Origin of the sequence: Pseudomonas sp. NFPP12, assembly GCF_900103205.1 — a bacterium.
Lineage (GTDB): Bacteria > Pseudomonadota > Gammaproteobacteria > Pseudomonadales > Pseudomonadaceae > Aquipseudomonas > Aquipseudomonas protegens.
Genome location: NZ_FMWW01000004.1, coordinates 175,971 through 187,941, shown reverse-complemented (window position 1 = coordinate 187,941; position 11,971 = coordinate 175,971). Strand labels below are relative to the sequence as shown.

At 62.3% G+C, this 11,971-nt stretch carries 17 protein-coding genes and 1 pseudogene; 3 read left to right on the top strand and 15 right to left on the bottom strand.

Annotated features, from left to right (window positions below):
* Positions 1–174: 174 nt before the first annotated feature.
* Both BLS75_RS18025 and BLS75_RS18020 read right to left on the bottom strand, forming a co-directional pair.
* Entirely contained in the window at positions 175–633 is a 459-nt protein-coding gene (locus tag BLS75_RS18025; RefSeq protein ID WP_019094726.1) for a hypothetical protein, read from the bottom strand.
* 32 nt (positions 634–665) lie between these two features.
* Complete coding sequence (locus BLS75_RS18020) at positions 666–1,034, bottom strand: antibiotic biosynthesis monooxygenase family protein (protein ID WP_072451473.1); 369 nt, start codon at positions 1,032–1,034, stop codon at positions 666–668.
* A 132-nt stretch (positions 1,035–1,166) separates the two neighbouring features.
* Between BLS75_RS18020 and BLS75_RS18015 the strand changes: the two genes are divergently transcribed.
* Entirely contained in the window at positions 1,167–1,601 is a 435-nt protein-coding gene (locus BLS75_RS18015) for a MarR family winged helix-turn-helix transcriptional regulator (RefSeq protein WP_019094724.1), read from the top strand.
* A gap of 244 nt (positions 1,602–1,845) precedes the next feature.
* Here BLS75_RS18015 and BLS75_RS18010 read toward each other — a convergent pair whose 3' ends face one another.
* The 7 genes and pseudogenes from BLS75_RS18010 to BLS75_RS17980 form a co-directional block, all read right to left on the bottom strand.
* Entirely contained in the window at positions 1,846–2,553 is a 708-nt protein-coding gene (locus tag BLS75_RS18010) for a DUF1266 domain-containing protein (protein WP_077933770.1), read from the bottom strand.
* A gap of 71 nt (positions 2,554–2,624) precedes the next feature.
* Positions 2,625–2,897, bottom strand: coding sequence for a DUF5339 family protein (locus BLS75_RS18005; RefSeq protein WP_072451472.1), 273 nt, complete (start codon positions 2,895–2,897; stop codon positions 2,625–2,627).
* A gap of 278 nt (positions 2,898–3,175) precedes the next feature.
* Positions 3,176–3,379 (bottom strand): annotated as a pseudogene (locus tag BLS75_RS18000) (type II toxin-antitoxin system HicB family antitoxin); the annotation flags it as partial.
* A 30-nt stretch (positions 3,380–3,409) separates the two neighbouring features.
* Positions 3,410–4,108: an arsenical resistance protein ArsH gene (arsH, locus tag BLS75_RS17995; RefSeq protein ID WP_019094719.1), complete on the bottom strand. Its 699-nt coding sequence runs from the start codon at positions 4,106–4,108 to the stop codon at positions 3,410–3,412.
* A gap of 9 nt (positions 4,109–4,117) precedes the next feature.
* A complete protein-coding gene (locus BLS75_RS17990; protein WP_011060484.1) occupies positions 4,118–4,588 on the bottom strand; it encodes an arsenate reductase ArsC in 471 nt (156 codons plus the stop codon).
* A gap of 30 nt (positions 4,589–4,618) precedes the next feature.
* Positions 4,619–5,902 carry an arsenic transporter gene (locus BLS75_RS17985; RefSeq protein WP_072451471.1) on the bottom strand — a complete coding sequence of 428 codons (1,284 nt, stop codon included), beginning with the start codon at positions 5,900–5,902 and terminating at the stop codon, positions 4,619–4,621.
* Between the two features lie 20 nt (positions 5,903–5,922).
* Entirely contained in the window at positions 5,923–6,270 is a 348-nt protein-coding gene (locus BLS75_RS17980) for a metalloregulator ArsR/SmtB family transcription factor (protein ID WP_011060486.1), read from the bottom strand.
* A gap of 230 nt (positions 6,271–6,500) precedes the next feature.
* On the opposite strand from BLS75_RS17980, the gene BLS75_RS17975 reads away from it, so the two are divergent.
* A complete protein-coding gene (locus BLS75_RS17975; protein WP_072451470.1) occupies positions 6,501–7,055 on the top strand; it encodes a hypothetical protein in 555 nt (184 codons plus the stop codon).
* A gap of 244 nt (positions 7,056–7,299) precedes the next feature.
* On the opposite strand, the gene BLS75_RS17970 is transcribed toward BLS75_RS17975, so the two are convergent.
* From BLS75_RS17970 to BLS75_RS17960, 3 genes are read right to left on the bottom strand one after another with little or no spacing between them, the layout of a single operon-like run.
* A complete protein-coding gene (locus tag BLS75_RS17970; protein ID WP_011060488.1) occupies positions 7,300–7,731 on the bottom strand; it encodes a carboxymuconolactone decarboxylase family protein in 432 nt (143 codons plus the stop codon).
* Positions 7,732–7,759: 28 nt separating this feature from the next.
* The gene (locus BLS75_RS17965) at positions 7,760–8,380 is read right to left on the bottom strand and encodes an FMN-dependent NADH-azoreductase (protein ID WP_072451469.1); all 621 of its coding nucleotides are present in this window, start codon (positions 8,378–8,380) and stop codon (positions 7,760–7,762) included.
* Positions 8,377–8,823, bottom strand: coding sequence for a GNAT family N-acetyltransferase (locus BLS75_RS17960; RefSeq protein ID WP_072451468.1), 447 nt, complete (start codon positions 8,821–8,823; stop codon positions 8,377–8,379). Before BLS75_RS17960 ends, BLS75_RS17965 begins: the two co-directional genes overlap by 4 nt.
* An 87-nt stretch (positions 8,824–8,910) precedes the next feature.
* On the opposite strand from BLS75_RS17960, the gene BLS75_RS17955 reads away from it, so the two are divergent.
* On the top strand, positions 8,911–10,314 hold the full coding sequence (locus BLS75_RS17955) for a MocR-like pyridoxine biosynthesis transcription factor PdxR (protein WP_072451467.1): 1,404 nt from the start codon (positions 8,911–8,913) through the stop codon (positions 10,312–10,314).
* A gap of 156 nt (positions 10,315–10,470) precedes the next feature.
* On the opposite strand, the gene BLS75_RS17950 is transcribed toward BLS75_RS17955, so the two are convergent.
* From BLS75_RS17950 to BLS75_RS17935, 3 genes are all read right to left on the bottom strand, one after another.
* On the bottom strand, positions 10,471–10,872 hold the full coding sequence (locus BLS75_RS17950; RefSeq protein ID WP_015634980.1) for a type II toxin-antitoxin system HicB family antitoxin: 402 nt from the start codon (positions 10,870–10,872) through the stop codon (positions 10,471–10,473).
* A 35-nt stretch (positions 10,873–10,907) separates the two neighbouring features.
* On the bottom strand, positions 10,908–11,090 hold the full coding sequence (locus BLS75_RS17945) for a type II toxin-antitoxin system HicA family toxin (RefSeq protein WP_041120604.1): 183 nt from the start codon (positions 11,088–11,090) through the stop codon (positions 10,908–10,910).
* Between the two features lie 525 nt (positions 11,091–11,615).
* Positions 11,616–11,897: a hypothetical protein gene (locus BLS75_RS17935; RefSeq protein WP_072451466.1), complete on the bottom strand. Its 282-nt coding sequence runs from the start codon at positions 11,895–11,897 to the stop codon at positions 11,616–11,618.
* Positions 11,898–11,971 lie beyond the last annotated feature (74 nt).

Below are 11,971 nucleotides of genomic sequence, written 5' to 3'. Positions count from 1 at the left end.
ACGGTGGTCTGGTTCCTCCGTAGGAGCTGGCTTGCCAGCGAAGGCGCCCGTCCAGGCGCTGCATGGCTTACGGACCTTTTCGCCGGCAAGCCGGCTCCTACAGAAATGCGTGCTGGTTGGGCCACCGTAGGAGCTGGCTTGCCAGCGAAGGCTCCCGTCCAGGCAACGCATGGCCTACCGGCCCTGAGGCATGGCCCTCTGCAACCGACCGCTAAGCCGCAAACCATCGCGTACGTTCAACCCCATCAAGGTGAGGTTGATGGCCCCAGCGATCAGTTCGATGATCTGCACCAAGTAAAACCCCGTGTCGAAGCTGCCTGCCGATGCCCATTGGTTGAGCACAATTGCGCAGGGCACGAGCAGCAACAGGCCGTTGGCGGCAATCAAGGGCATGCGCTTTTTCTTCGAGGCGATCAGGCGTCCCTGCCGTGCCCGGCTCAGCCCCATGCCGCTGGCTCCCGCCAGGGCCATCGCCGGGATCAGCACCCAGAGCCCGGGGCTGACGATCAGGTGCTTGAGCTGGGCGATGGAATGCCGGCTTCCCATGCTTTCCACCAGCAGGGTCGAGACAAAGAACGTGGCGATGCACAGCAGGGCCAGCAGGCTGGCGCTCAGGTGAAGTCGTTTGAGCATGGGGCGCTTCCCGTCAGTCGATTGGGCTATGTTCACACCGTGCAGATATTCGGCACGGCGACCTTGGTGAACAGATGGGGCATGGCCAGGGCACTGGAGGGGTAGCGGCCCAGGGCGTTGGCGAAATCCGGGTGGCTGAAGGCTTCGCGAAAGCGCTCCACCGACTCCCATACCGCGTAGTTCAAGAACATGCTGCTGCCACCTATGGCCTGATGGAGCTGGGTGGAAATGTACCCGGCACGCAGCTTCATCCAGTTGGCATCCAGCTCCCAGGCACGCAGCAGGTCGGGGATATCGTCCTGGTCGACGGTGAACAGGTTCACCAGCACCACCGGCGATTCGCTGCACTGGAGTTGCTGGTGAATGGGAACCACGGGATCGAGCGGGCGGATGGACAACATGACGGCCTCCAGAATGTAAACATGATGACAAAGTGGTGCGATGGGCAAAAACTAGCTCGATTGACATCATCATGTCAATGTGGAAAAGTTCGCGGCATGAAAAAACCAAACCACACCCCCTCTGGACGCGCCATGACCGATCTGGTCCTCGAACTCTTTCGAGCCAGTGCGCGCATGCTCACCGCAGGCGACCGCCTGGTGGCCGAGATCGGCCTGACCAGCGCCCGCTGGCAACTGCTTGGCACGATCGTGGCTGCCGAGCGGGCGCAGCCGGTGTCATGGATTGCCCGCGACATGGGCGCCAATCGGCAGAACGTTCAACGCATCGTCAATGACCTGGTGAAGGATGGCCTGCTGGAGTTCCAGCCCAACCCGCACCACCGCCGGGCGCAGCTGGTGCTGCTGACGGCGGCGGGAAAGGCCGCATTCGATCAGGCATTGAAGCTGCAAGCGCCCTGGATCAACGAGCTGGCGCAAGGGCTGGAGGTTGAGGAGATCCAGACCACCCAGCGTGTTCTGAACCAGCTGCGCAGCAGGCTTGAACAGGATCAGGATCAGGCGGACTGAAGGCTCGGCAGCGGTTGCCAGCAGCCGGCGCTGATAATGCATTGAAGCTGTTGTGCAGCGTTCGCCAGCGACACGGGCCTCGACCGGCAGGCAGCAAATCGCTGCAAGGTGGCGATGATTGCAGGGCTGCACCAGCTGCGGGGAGGGAACAGCTACCCGTAGTGGTTAACGGGAACTGGGAGGTCACAGGATATTGTGCGCCGGGTGCTGGTGAAGCCTCCGGCGCAAGGGTGTCTTGCAGGTGTTATTTGTACGAGTACTTCAAGTAAATATCGGTGTCCTGGCTGCCCCTGGCTTTGCCATTGAGGACGTATTTGGCCATGGAGCCGATGTCGTCAAGCTCGAAGCCGTGAAGGGTCCTGCCCAGCAAAAAGGATACGGTGTAGTCCTCCCAGCCTGCTCCAAGCCGGCTGGCGGTCTCGGCAGACTCGTGGATAAAGGCCCAGGTTTCCTGTTCTGTCAGATACCCCGCCCAGTAACACCATCTGGCCAACGACACCGCTCTCATGGTGTCCCAGGCAAAGGTGGATTGGGTATTTTCTACCGTCGCCAGTGAGATACCCAATTCTTTGGCGATGCTCTTCTGAACGGCTTTGACCTCGGGAAGCGGGGCCTCGATATGTTGATCGAGATCTTTGCTCCTGGAGAGGTTGGCCAGTTCGCTCAAGGTTTCCTTCGCGCTGTCGGAGTTGTCGATCTGCCATTCGCTCCTGAGTCCTGAGATGTATTTATCCAGGTTGTCTTCTGGAAGGATGGTCAGGATCTTTTCAAATCGATTGCTAAATAGAATTCCACCAAATGCCAATGCTCTTTTTTGCTTTTCGTCGAGTGGGGCATTGGAGTGCCGCGATTTGAAGTGTGTGAGCTGGCTGGATTTCTTGCGTTTCATGAACAGGTAAAGTACGGCCAGGTATGCACAGAAAATACCGGCAACCAAGATGACTATATTCATTGTTGTGGTTCTACAGGAATATTGCTGGTGACGTGAAGTGGCACGTACAGCGGGTATACGTGCCTATTGAATTACTTCTTGGTCGGCATATTGCTCATGGCCTGTTTCATCATCTCGGAAGCTTGCTTGCACGCCTGTTCTTGAGCCGTGCTCGGCATCGACATCATTTGTGTTTTTGCTGCTTCATATTGCGCCTTCATTGCTTCGCCTTGAGGGTTGGCTGCCACCAACTCATCAATTTGCTTGAAGTATTCGTTACAGGCGGGGCCGAGATCGGCGGCCATGGTCAGGCTCGACAGGCTGAGTGCAGTTACTGAGACGATTGAAACGAGAGTTTTTTTCATGGAGTACTCCTCGAAAATATAATTATTTAAGAGGGAATCCTGATGGTGAACGTCAGTATTAGATATAAGAAAAGTCTCAGTGCTTTGTAGTACTTTACGCAGGTTTGTTTTCAGCTAGTTGTTGAAGCGCTCATTGGCGGAGCGGGGATGGGAAGGAGCTGGCTTGCCAGCGAAGGCGTCGGGCCAGGCGCTGCATGGCTTACGGGCTCCTTCGCTGGCAAGCCGGCTCCTACCCGACGGCGTTCTGCGTTCGTGCTGTTGCGCTCTTGAATCTGTGCTTAGCGCCCGAGCTTTTCCAGCGCCGCATCCGCCAGAAAGGACGACCGGCTCTTGATGTTGTGCTCGCGGACAAAGCGGTCGATCTGCTGAATCACATAACCGGGCAAGGTCACGTTGACCTTCTCGGTCTTGCCCAGGTAAGGCGTGATGTCGATCTCCAGCATGCCTCAGCCCATCCTCGCGAAATCGGGGGTAGCGCGGTGCGAAGGCTATGAATAGGCCAGCGGTTCCGCTCAGATTGAACGCTGGTTGACCCGGGCCATCAATTGCTCGGCGCTTTCCTTGCGCTCGGAATAACGGTCCACCAGAAACGCCTGCCGGTCGCGCAGCAGCACGGTGAACTTCACCAGCTCTTCCATCACATCCACCACCCGGTCGTAGAACGGCGAAGGCTTCATCCGCCCGGCGTCGTCGAACTCCATGTAGGCCTTGGGCACCGAGGATTGGTTGGGGATGGTGAACATGCGCATCCAGCGCCCGAGCACGCGCAACTGATTGACCACGTTGAACGACTGGGAGCCGCCGCAGACCTGCATCACTGCCAGGGTTTTGCCCTGGGTCGGACGCACCGCGCCGAGCTCCAGCGGAACCCAGTCGATCTGCGCCTTGAACACCGCCGACATCGCCCCGTGGCGTTCTGGCGAACACCAGACCTGGCCTTCTGACCACAGCACCAGTTCGCGCAGTTCCTGGACCTTGGGATGGTCCACCGGGGCATCGTCGGGCAAGGGCAAGCCGGATGGGTTGAAGATCCGCGTCTGGGCACCGAAATGCTCCAGCAGGCGCGCGGCTTCTTCGACCAGCAGCCGGCTGAAGGAGCGCTCGCGGGTGGAACCGTAGAGCAACAGGATGCGCGGCTTGTGCTCGTCTGGCGTCGAAGTGGGTGCGCCATCGAACAGGCGCAAATCCAGGTTGGGCAGGTGCTCGGACATGGGTCCTCCTTAAAGCGTGCCGATGCGATCGAGCTCGGTCTTGAGCTGATCGCGGCTGAGGTGGTTGAAGGGCAGTGCGAAGAAGGCTGCGCAGCGCTGTTCGATCTGCGCCAGGGTGGCGCGGAACGCGGCGTCGATCGCTGCCTCTTCACCGCGCACATCGGACGGGTCCGCCAGCCCCCAATGGGCCTTGAGCGCCGGGCCGAAATACACGGGGCAGCTTTCACCGGCCGCCTTGTCGCAGACGGTGATCACAATATCCGGCGGGTTGTCGGCGAAGGCGTCATTGCCCTTGCTGTACAGGCCGTCGGTGGCGATGCCGGCCTGCTGCAAGGTCGACAGGCTACGTGGCAGCACCTGGCCCTTGGGGAAGCTGCCGGCGCTGACCGCCGCAAACCCCTCGGGCGCCAGATGGTTGAACAGGGCTTCGGAAAGAATGCTGCGGCAACTGTTGGCCGTGCACATGAACAGGACTCGCATGGGGGGGGCTCCTGCCGCTTTGGGCGGCTGTCAGAGGCTCAGGCGCAGGGCCAGGGCCGAAAGGGTGACCAGCAGAACCGGGAGGGTCAGCAGCACGCCGACCTTGAAGTAATACCCCCAGGTGATGCGCAGGCCCTTGCGCTCCAGCACGTGCAGCCAGAGCAACGTGGCGAGGCTGCCGATGGGGGTGATTTTCGGGCCCAGGTCGCAGCCGATGACGTTGGCGTAGATCATCGCCTCGCGCACCAGCCCCTGTGCCTCGCTGGCCTGTATCGACAGCGCGCCGATCAGCACGCTGGGCATGTTGTTCATCACCGAGGACAGCAGCGCCGACAACAGGCCCGTGCCCAGGGTGGCGCTCCACAGCCCCTGTTCGGCCAGGCGGTTCAGCACCTGGGCCAGCAGGTCCGTCAAGCCGGCATTCTTCAGGCCGTACACCACCAGGTACATGCCCAGCGAGAACACCACGATCTGCCACGGCGCCTCGCGCAGCACCCGGCGCGTGGAGATCCGGTGGCCCTTGGCGGCGACGGTAAACAACAGCGCGGCACAGGCCGCCGCCACGGCGCTGATGGGAATACCCAGGGGCTCCAGGGCGAACAGCCCGACCAGCAGCATCAGCAGGGTCCAGCCCCCGACCCTGAAGGTGGCCCGGTCACGGATCGCCGTGCAAGGTTGCGGCAGCGCATCCAGGGCGTAGCGGTGCGGCAGGTCCTTGCGGAAATAGAGGAACAGCACCAGCAAGGTCATGGCGACACTGGCCAGGCTCACCGGCAGCATCACCGCCGCGTACTCGGCGAACCCCAGTCGGAAGTAGTCGGCGGACACGATATTCACCAGGTTGGACACCACCAGCGGCAGGCTCGCGGTGTCGGCAATGAAGCCCGCGGCCATGACGAAGGCCAGGGTCGCCCCGGGGCTGAAACGCAGCGCCAGCAGCATCGACATGACGATGGGCGTGAGGATCAGCGCTGCGCCGTCATTGGCAAACAGCGCCGACACCGCCGCCCCCAGCAGCACGCAGAAGGCGAACAGCCGATGGCCGCTGCCCCTGGCCCAGCGCGCCACATGCAGGGCGGCCCATTCGAAGAACCCGGCCTCGTCCAGAAGCAGACTGATGATGATCACCGCGATGAAAGTCGCGGTGGCGTTCCAGACAATGGCCCACACCGTGGGAATGTCCTGCAGCGATACCGCGCCCACCGCCAGCGCGATGATTGCGCCGAGCGTGGCGCTCCAACCGACGCCGAGGCCCTTGGGCTGCCAGATGACGAGAATCAGGGTGAAGAGAAAAACAGCCACAGCGACAAACATGCAGGTTCACTCGATAGGGGTCAGCAGCAAGCGGCTTCGCGAACGGGGCGGCCATCCATGTTCTGCAGGCGCGCGGCGTTGTCCTTGAGCCAAGCGGCGTTGGCCTTGGCCGTCACATGCAGAATCTCCCGGACCCAACCCGGCAACTCGGGGTTGAGGCGGTAATACACCCATTGGCCCTGGCGGCGATCGAGCAGCAAGCCACTGCTGCGCAGTTGCGCCAGGTGGCGGCTGATTTTTGGCTGGCTGTCGTCGAGTGCACACATCAGCTCGCAGACACACAGCTCCCCCTGATCGGCGATCAGCAGGGTGGCGCGCACACGGGTTTCGTCGGCCAGGCTTTTGAAGACTTCGGGAGGCGTGATCATGCTCGCTCCTTATATATGGAAAATCGAATATACGAATATCCATATGTATTGGGCAAGCCAAAATTTTTCGAGACGTAGGCTTATTGCGGGGAGCGGCCAGAGGAGCGTGGCTTTTCATGGACGTTGCACGGCCGCCCATTGCACTATTGCGCCGGCCTTTCAGCCACCCATCACCCTCCCGTCGAAGACAGAACCCTCGACGACCCCTTGCCAAGGAAGTCATCAGACCCATGACCGTCAGCGAACTGCTTGCCGCCATTCGTAAACCCTATGTCGAAACCCTGGCGCGTATCGCCGCAGAAGGGGCCGCGCATGTCGAGCCCGCTTACCGCAACAGCGATGGTTCGCTGGCGGTTGAAGGGGCCATGGGCACGCCTTGCCGGGTGGATGTGATTGCGGCCGAGGGCGCTTCGGCCGGCGAGCCGGTGCAGGTCGATTCCGAAACCGAGCTGGGCTTTGAGCCTGTGCGCTTTGCGATCGAGCAGATGGCGGTGGTGATCTCGCCCTTTGGCTGGGACTGGTTGCCCCTGGAGGTGCGGGGCTTGAGCCTGGAACAGGCCTCTGAGGTTATTCGGGCGTGGTTCTTTGAGTGGTTCGATGGCGAAGACGAGAATTCGCCAACCGAAGAAGGGCTGCAAGGGGTGCTGCACTTTGTGTCGGACCCGGAGGCCACGGAGGAGGGGTACAGGGTCAAGATTGACCTCGGCTCGGCGCCCGAAGAAGCGCTGGAAGCGCTGCTGTTTGCATTGGCCGATGCCGGCGCCAGCGGAGCTTTTCTCGCGTAGAGCAGGGGGAGGCAAAACGGCGACCCCGAACCGACCTGATATCGCTTCCCCTGTAGGAGCTGGCTTGCCAGCGAAGCTCGCCAACGAAGACGCGGAGCCACTTTCTTACCGCGTGCACCTGGGGGCGGGTGGCGGCCAACCCGGCATCCTGCCGGGTTGGCTACGGCTCAATGCCTGCCTTCGACCCTCCTGTCCGTAGGGGCAGGAAGATCAACAGCCAACACCGCCAACGATAGCCTCGCTCTCAGAGCTTCATGCCCACCGCCAGCCGGTTGAAGGCATTCATCAAGGACACGGCCAAGGTCAGGTCGGAAATTTCAACGTCGCTAAAGTGCGCTTTCAGCGGTTCGTAGAGCTCGTCCGGCGCGCCCTTGTCGTGGACGTAGGTGAGGGTTTCGGTCCAGGCCAGCGCGGCGCGCTCGCGTTCGCTGAACAGTTCGCTGACGCGCCAGCCGGCCAGGCAATCCAGCTTGTCTTGCGCCACCCCACACTCGCGCAGGGTCTGTGAGTGCTTGCCCAGGCAGAACGAGCAGCCGTTGATCTGCGACACGCGCAAAAACACCAGTTCCACCAGGGGCAAGCCCAGGGGGCTGGCGACCAGGGCGGTGTTGGTGGCGAGCAGGCCTTGATAGGCGGCTGGCGACAGGGTGGCAAAGGGCAGTCTGAGTTGGCTCATGGTGAAACTCCGATAGGGAAAAAAGTGATCAGGCACAAACGAGAGGGTTGAACAGGGGCTGCAAGGACAGTGCGCTGCGGGCCTCGTCGAGGGTTGCACGCACGGCCTCGTCACCGAACACCAACCCTTGCAGATAAGTGAACTGCAGGTCGAACAGGCCGAGGGTGTTCAGCACCTGGCGCAGGTAAGGCGTCAGAAAATCCGGTTGGCGTGCCCGTTCGCCCTGGTGAAAGCCGCCGGAACTGACCAGTACATGCACCGGGCGGTCCTTGAGCAGGCCGACCTTGCCCTCCGGGCCGGAGCTGAAGGTGCGGTGAATGCGCAGCACGTAGTCGATCCACAGCTTGAGCGCGGCCGGCAGGGTGAAGTTGTGCATGGGCGTGGCAATGAGCAGGGCATCGCTGCGCTCCAACTCGCCGATCAGCCCCTCGGACACCTCGAACAGTGGCGCGTCGAAGGGCGTGGGGGTGGTCAGGGCGTGGGCGTAGTCCATGCCCAGGGGTGGCAACGGATTGGCCCCCAGATCGCGCTCGACCAGTTCCAGGTGCGGATAGCGTTGGCGCAGGGAACTCACCAGTTCCAGTGCCAGCCGGTTGCCATGGGAAACCTGCCCACGGGGGCTGGCGTTGATCAGCAGCAGGTTGTTCATGCCGGCTCCTCACCTTGAAGTCGCTGAGTGAAATGCATGCCCCGGGCCAGCAGCCCCTGGCGGAAATAGAAGCGCTGGGCCAGGGGCATATGCAGGCCGGTATCCAGGACAAAGTGATCGCATTGACGCTGCACGGCCTCCTCCCGCACGGCGCTCAACAGCCGCGCCCCCAAGCCGCTGCGCTGAAGGTCCGGGCTCACGACCAGGTCATCGACGTAGATGAAGCGCCCGTAGAGCAGGTTTTCCAGCTCGCGGTAGCCCGCCAGGCCGACGATGCGCTCAGCGTCCCACGCGGCGAGCAAGCGATAGCCTTGCTCGGTTTGCCGGGCCCATTGGGCGACATAGGCCGCCGGGCTGGTGAGGTGGGGGCGCAACACACGCATCAAGTCGAAACTGGCCGCCAGGGCCGCTTCGCTTTCGAGGTGTTGAAGGGTGTAGGGCATGTCCGTCATCCGCTGAAAAGAGATGACCCACTTTAGAAGGTCAATGGCTTAAGCTACAGGGCCAAAAAATGCATAAATGACTAGGCCATGATGCTTCCTTTCGAATTGGACCGCAGCCAGACGGCGCCGATCTATCGCCAGCTTTACCAGCGGTTTCGCGAGTCTATCGCCGATGGCCGCCTGCGTCCGGGGGACCGAGTGCCGGCGGTGCGCGCCCTGGCGGCGGAACTCAACCTGGCGCGGGGCACCGTGGAAGCGGCCTACCAGCTGCTGATAGGCGAGGGCTACCTGACTGCTCGCGGGGCCGCCGGGACCATTGTCACACCGCAACTGGCGCCGGTTTGCGCGCCCGTGCAGCGCGCCCCAGTGGCTGCAACGACCTACCAGGCCACCCATGCCGGCACGCTGCCGCTGGCACTGCAAATGGGCCTGCCAGCGCTGGACGCCTTTCCGCGCAAGCTCTGGACCCGCCTGGCGGGCCGGCAACTGCGCCAGGCGGGCGTCGAAGGCCTGGTCTACCCGGACGCGCGCGGCTACGCCCCGTTGCGGGCGGCCATTGCCTCCTACCTGGGGATTTCCCGGGGCATCAGCTGCCACCCGGAGCAGATTTTCGTCTGCGCCGGCTACCGCGCCTGCCTCGACCTGATCAGTCATACGTTGATGCGCCCTGGCGAAACCTGCTGGCTGGAGGAGCCCGGCTACTTCATGGCCAGGAGCGCGCTGCTGGAAGCCGGCGCACAGTTGGTGCCGGTGCCCGTGGACGATCAGGGCCTGGACGTCGCCCAAGGCATCGCCCGCGCCCCGGAGGCCGGCTTTGCCGTGGTCACCCCGACGCACCAGAGCCCGCTGGGGGTGTCGCTGTCCCTGCCGCGGCGCCTGGCCCTGCTGGACTGGGCCAACCGGCAGGGCAGCTGGATCATCGAGGACGACTACGACAGCGAATACCGCTACCAGGGCAAGCCCTTGCCGGCCCTCAAGAGCCTCGACCAGCAAGGTCGCGTGCTCTACACCGGCACCTTCAGCAAAGTCCTGTTTCCGGGGCTGCGCCTGGCCTACCTGGTGGTGCCTGCCGAACAGACCCCAGCGTTCGCCCGCCAGGCGGATCGTTTGCACAATCACTGCCCGCACCTGCTGCAGGCGACGGTCGCGGCCTTTCTCAACGAGGGGCACTTTGCCCGGCACCTGAACAAAATGCGCGGCCTGTATGCGCGTCGGCGGCAATGGCTGGTGGAGGCGTTGCACCAGGCGTTGGGTGGGCGTTTGCAGATAGATCCGCAGGCGGGGGGCATGCATGTGGTGGCTGGGCTGGGGGAGGGGGACGATGTGCAGATTGCCCGGCGGGCGCGGGGGGCGGGGATTGCGGTTGAGCCGTTGTCACAGTGGTATCTGGGGGGCGAGGTTAGGCAGGGGTTGGTGATGGGGTTCACTAATGTGGTCAGTGCGGAGCAGGCGGCGAGCGTGGCGGTGCGGTTGGGGCGGGTTATTGGGTGAGGAGGGGGCTACGGCCGCAGAGGCTGGAGTCTTTCCTATGGCAGCCCCCACCATTTGGCAGGCCACACTCCCTGTGGCGAGGGAGCTTGCTCCCGCTGGGTTGCGCGGCAACCACAACCGCCCTCACTCCGCTTGGCCTGCCCTCTGCAGCGGCTTTCAGCGCCCGAGTTTTTCCAGCGCGGCATCGGCCAGGAAGGACGACCGGCTCTTGATGTTGTGCTCGCGGACGAAGCGGTCGATCTGCTGGATGACATAACCCGGCAGGGTCACGTTGACCTTCTCGGTCTTGCCCAGATAAGGCGCGATATCGATATCCAGCATGCCCCAGCCCATGCCCTCGAAATCGGGGTTGGCGCGGTGCTTGCGGGTGGGCGAGGGCAGAGGAATGGCGTGCCCCGCTCGGGCCAGCTCTTCGAGCATGACGTGGGCAATCTCGATGGCCGCGCTATAGGCGCTCTCGAAGCTGTCGCCCGCGGTGACAGCACCGGGAATGTCGGGAATCTGGATGCCGGTGGCGGTGTGTTCGTCGCCCCATTCGATGCAGATGGGATATTGCACGGGGATCTCCTCAATAGGTGTGAAGGTGGCGGGAGCTAGATCAGTTCAGCCAGTTTTCTGATGGCCCTGACCGTGCCCCGTGGCAGATCCTTCTTCGGGTGAGGCACCGGAACGGTGTTGGGCCTGTAAGGGTGCTTGAACAGATGATGGCTGCCAGTGACTCGCTCCAGCACCCAGCCTGCGGCTTCAAGCTCCTTGATCAACTGTCTGCTTTGCACCTCCATCTCCTTATCGGGGTGAGAGGTGCTTTATAACTCCAGGCGCATAGTAACGCAGGTTGAATTGTGTGTCTGGAGTTATGTGTCTGGACATGTCGTTTAGCGAGGAGGGAGTCTGTTGTGATGGGCCTGAACGATGACGCGGGGTTACCTTCGACGCTGTACTTTGGGGGATATATCCGTTGCTGCGGGTGCCGCCACTGGCGGTTTCGCTCTTACAGCGAGTCCCTTTTGGCAGTCGCCCCAAAAGGAACCAAAAGGTCTTGCCCCCGCATCCGGCACCTCGCTAAGGCTCGGCGTTCCCTCACTCCGGCATCGCTCCGGGGGCACGCCGCCACAGGCCATCCATGGCCTGGGGCGGCTAGCTCGGCATCCATGCCGAGCTACCCCCTGCGCAATGCCTGCGTTCGGCCTTCTGGAGGGGGCAGGAAGATCAAGATCAAAAGCAGGATCAACAGCCAAAGCAAGATCAAAGGCCGGGGCAAAGCCAAGCGCGTGTTACGCGCTGATTGAGTTCAATGGCGTTCAGGACTCTTGCGCTGTTCGCCACTGAATCACCTCCAGCACCGCGCAACCCTCCCGGGTGAGCAGATGCACCCCTCGGGTGACCCGTGTCAGATCGCAGTCGGCAATATCTTTCAGGTTAAGCGTGGACAGCGTGTCCATCAGATCCCGCACCACGGTGAAACGATGGGCAGCACTGCTGGCCAGATCGCTCAGAGAGGCTTGGGTGTCGAGGTAGAAAACGGCTTGGTTGGCGTCGTGGGTGTCGACGGGGGAGAAGCGGGAAATCGATTGATCGTCCATGGTCGTTACTCGTTGTAGAGCTTCCACCATTTGCGGCCAAGCAAATTGAGGGTGGCAGCTGTGCGAGGGTTGGC

Excerpts from the sequence above, each read along its gene's own strand:
- BLS75_RS18020 (WP_072451473.1), bottom strand. The coding sequence starts at position 1,034 with ATGTTGTCCATCCGCCCGCTCGATCCCGTGGTTCCCATTCACCAGCAA.
- BLS75_RS17965 (WP_072451469.1), bottom strand. The coding sequence starts at position 8,380 with ATGAACAACCTGCTGCTGATCAACGCCAGCCCCCGTGGGCAGGTTTCC.
- BLS75_RS17935 (WP_072451466.1), bottom strand. The coding sequence starts at position 11,897 with ATGGACGATCAATCGATTTCCCGCTTCTCCCCCGTCGACACCCACGAC.
- BLS75_RS17990 (WP_011060484.1), bottom strand. The coding sequence starts at position 4,588 with ATGCGAGTCCTGTTCATGTGCACGGCCAACAGTTGCCGCAGCATTCTT.
- BLS75_RS18015 (WP_019094724.1), top strand. The coding sequence starts at position 1,167 with ATGACCGATCTGGTCCTCGAACTCTTTCGAGCCAGTGCGCGCATGCTC.
- arsH (WP_019094719.1), bottom strand. The coding sequence starts at position 4,108 with ATGTCCGAGCACCTGCCCAACCTGGATTTGCGCCTGTTCGATGGCGCA.
- BLS75_RS17985 (WP_072451471.1), bottom strand. The coding sequence starts at position 5,902 with ATGTTTGTCGCTGTGGCTGTTTTTCTCTTCACCCTGATTCTCGTCATC.
- BLS75_RS18025 (WP_019094726.1), bottom strand. The coding sequence starts at position 633 with ATGCTCAAACGACTTCACCTGAGCGCCAGCCTGCTGGCCCTGCTGTGC.
- BLS75_RS17975 (WP_072451470.1), top strand. The coding sequence starts at position 6,501 with ATGACCGTCAGCGAACTGCTTGCCGCCATTCGTAAACCCTATGTCGAA.
- BLS75_RS18005 (WP_072451472.1), bottom strand. The coding sequence starts at position 2,897 with ATGAAAAAAACTCTCGTTTCAATCGTCTCAGTAACTGCACTCAGCCTG.
- BLS75_RS17980 (WP_011060486.1), bottom strand. The coding sequence starts at position 6,270 with ATGATCACGCCTCCCGAAGTCTTCAAAAGCCTGGCCGACGAAACCCGT.
- BLS75_RS17960 (WP_072451468.1), bottom strand. The coding sequence starts at position 8,823 with ATGCCCTACACCCTTCAACACCTCGAAAGCGAAGCGGCCCTGGCGGCC.
- BLS75_RS18010 (WP_077933770.1), bottom strand. The coding sequence starts at position 2,553 with ATGAATATAGTCATCTTGGTTGCCGGTATTTTCTGTGCATACCTGGCC.
- BLS75_RS17955 (WP_072451467.1), top strand. The coding sequence starts at position 8,911 with ATGATGCTTCCTTTCGAATTGGACCGCAGCCAGACGGCGCCGATCTAT.
- BLS75_RS17970 (WP_011060488.1), bottom strand. The coding sequence starts at position 7,731 with ATGAGCCAACTCAGACTGCCCTTTGCCACCCTGTCGCCAGCCGCCTAT.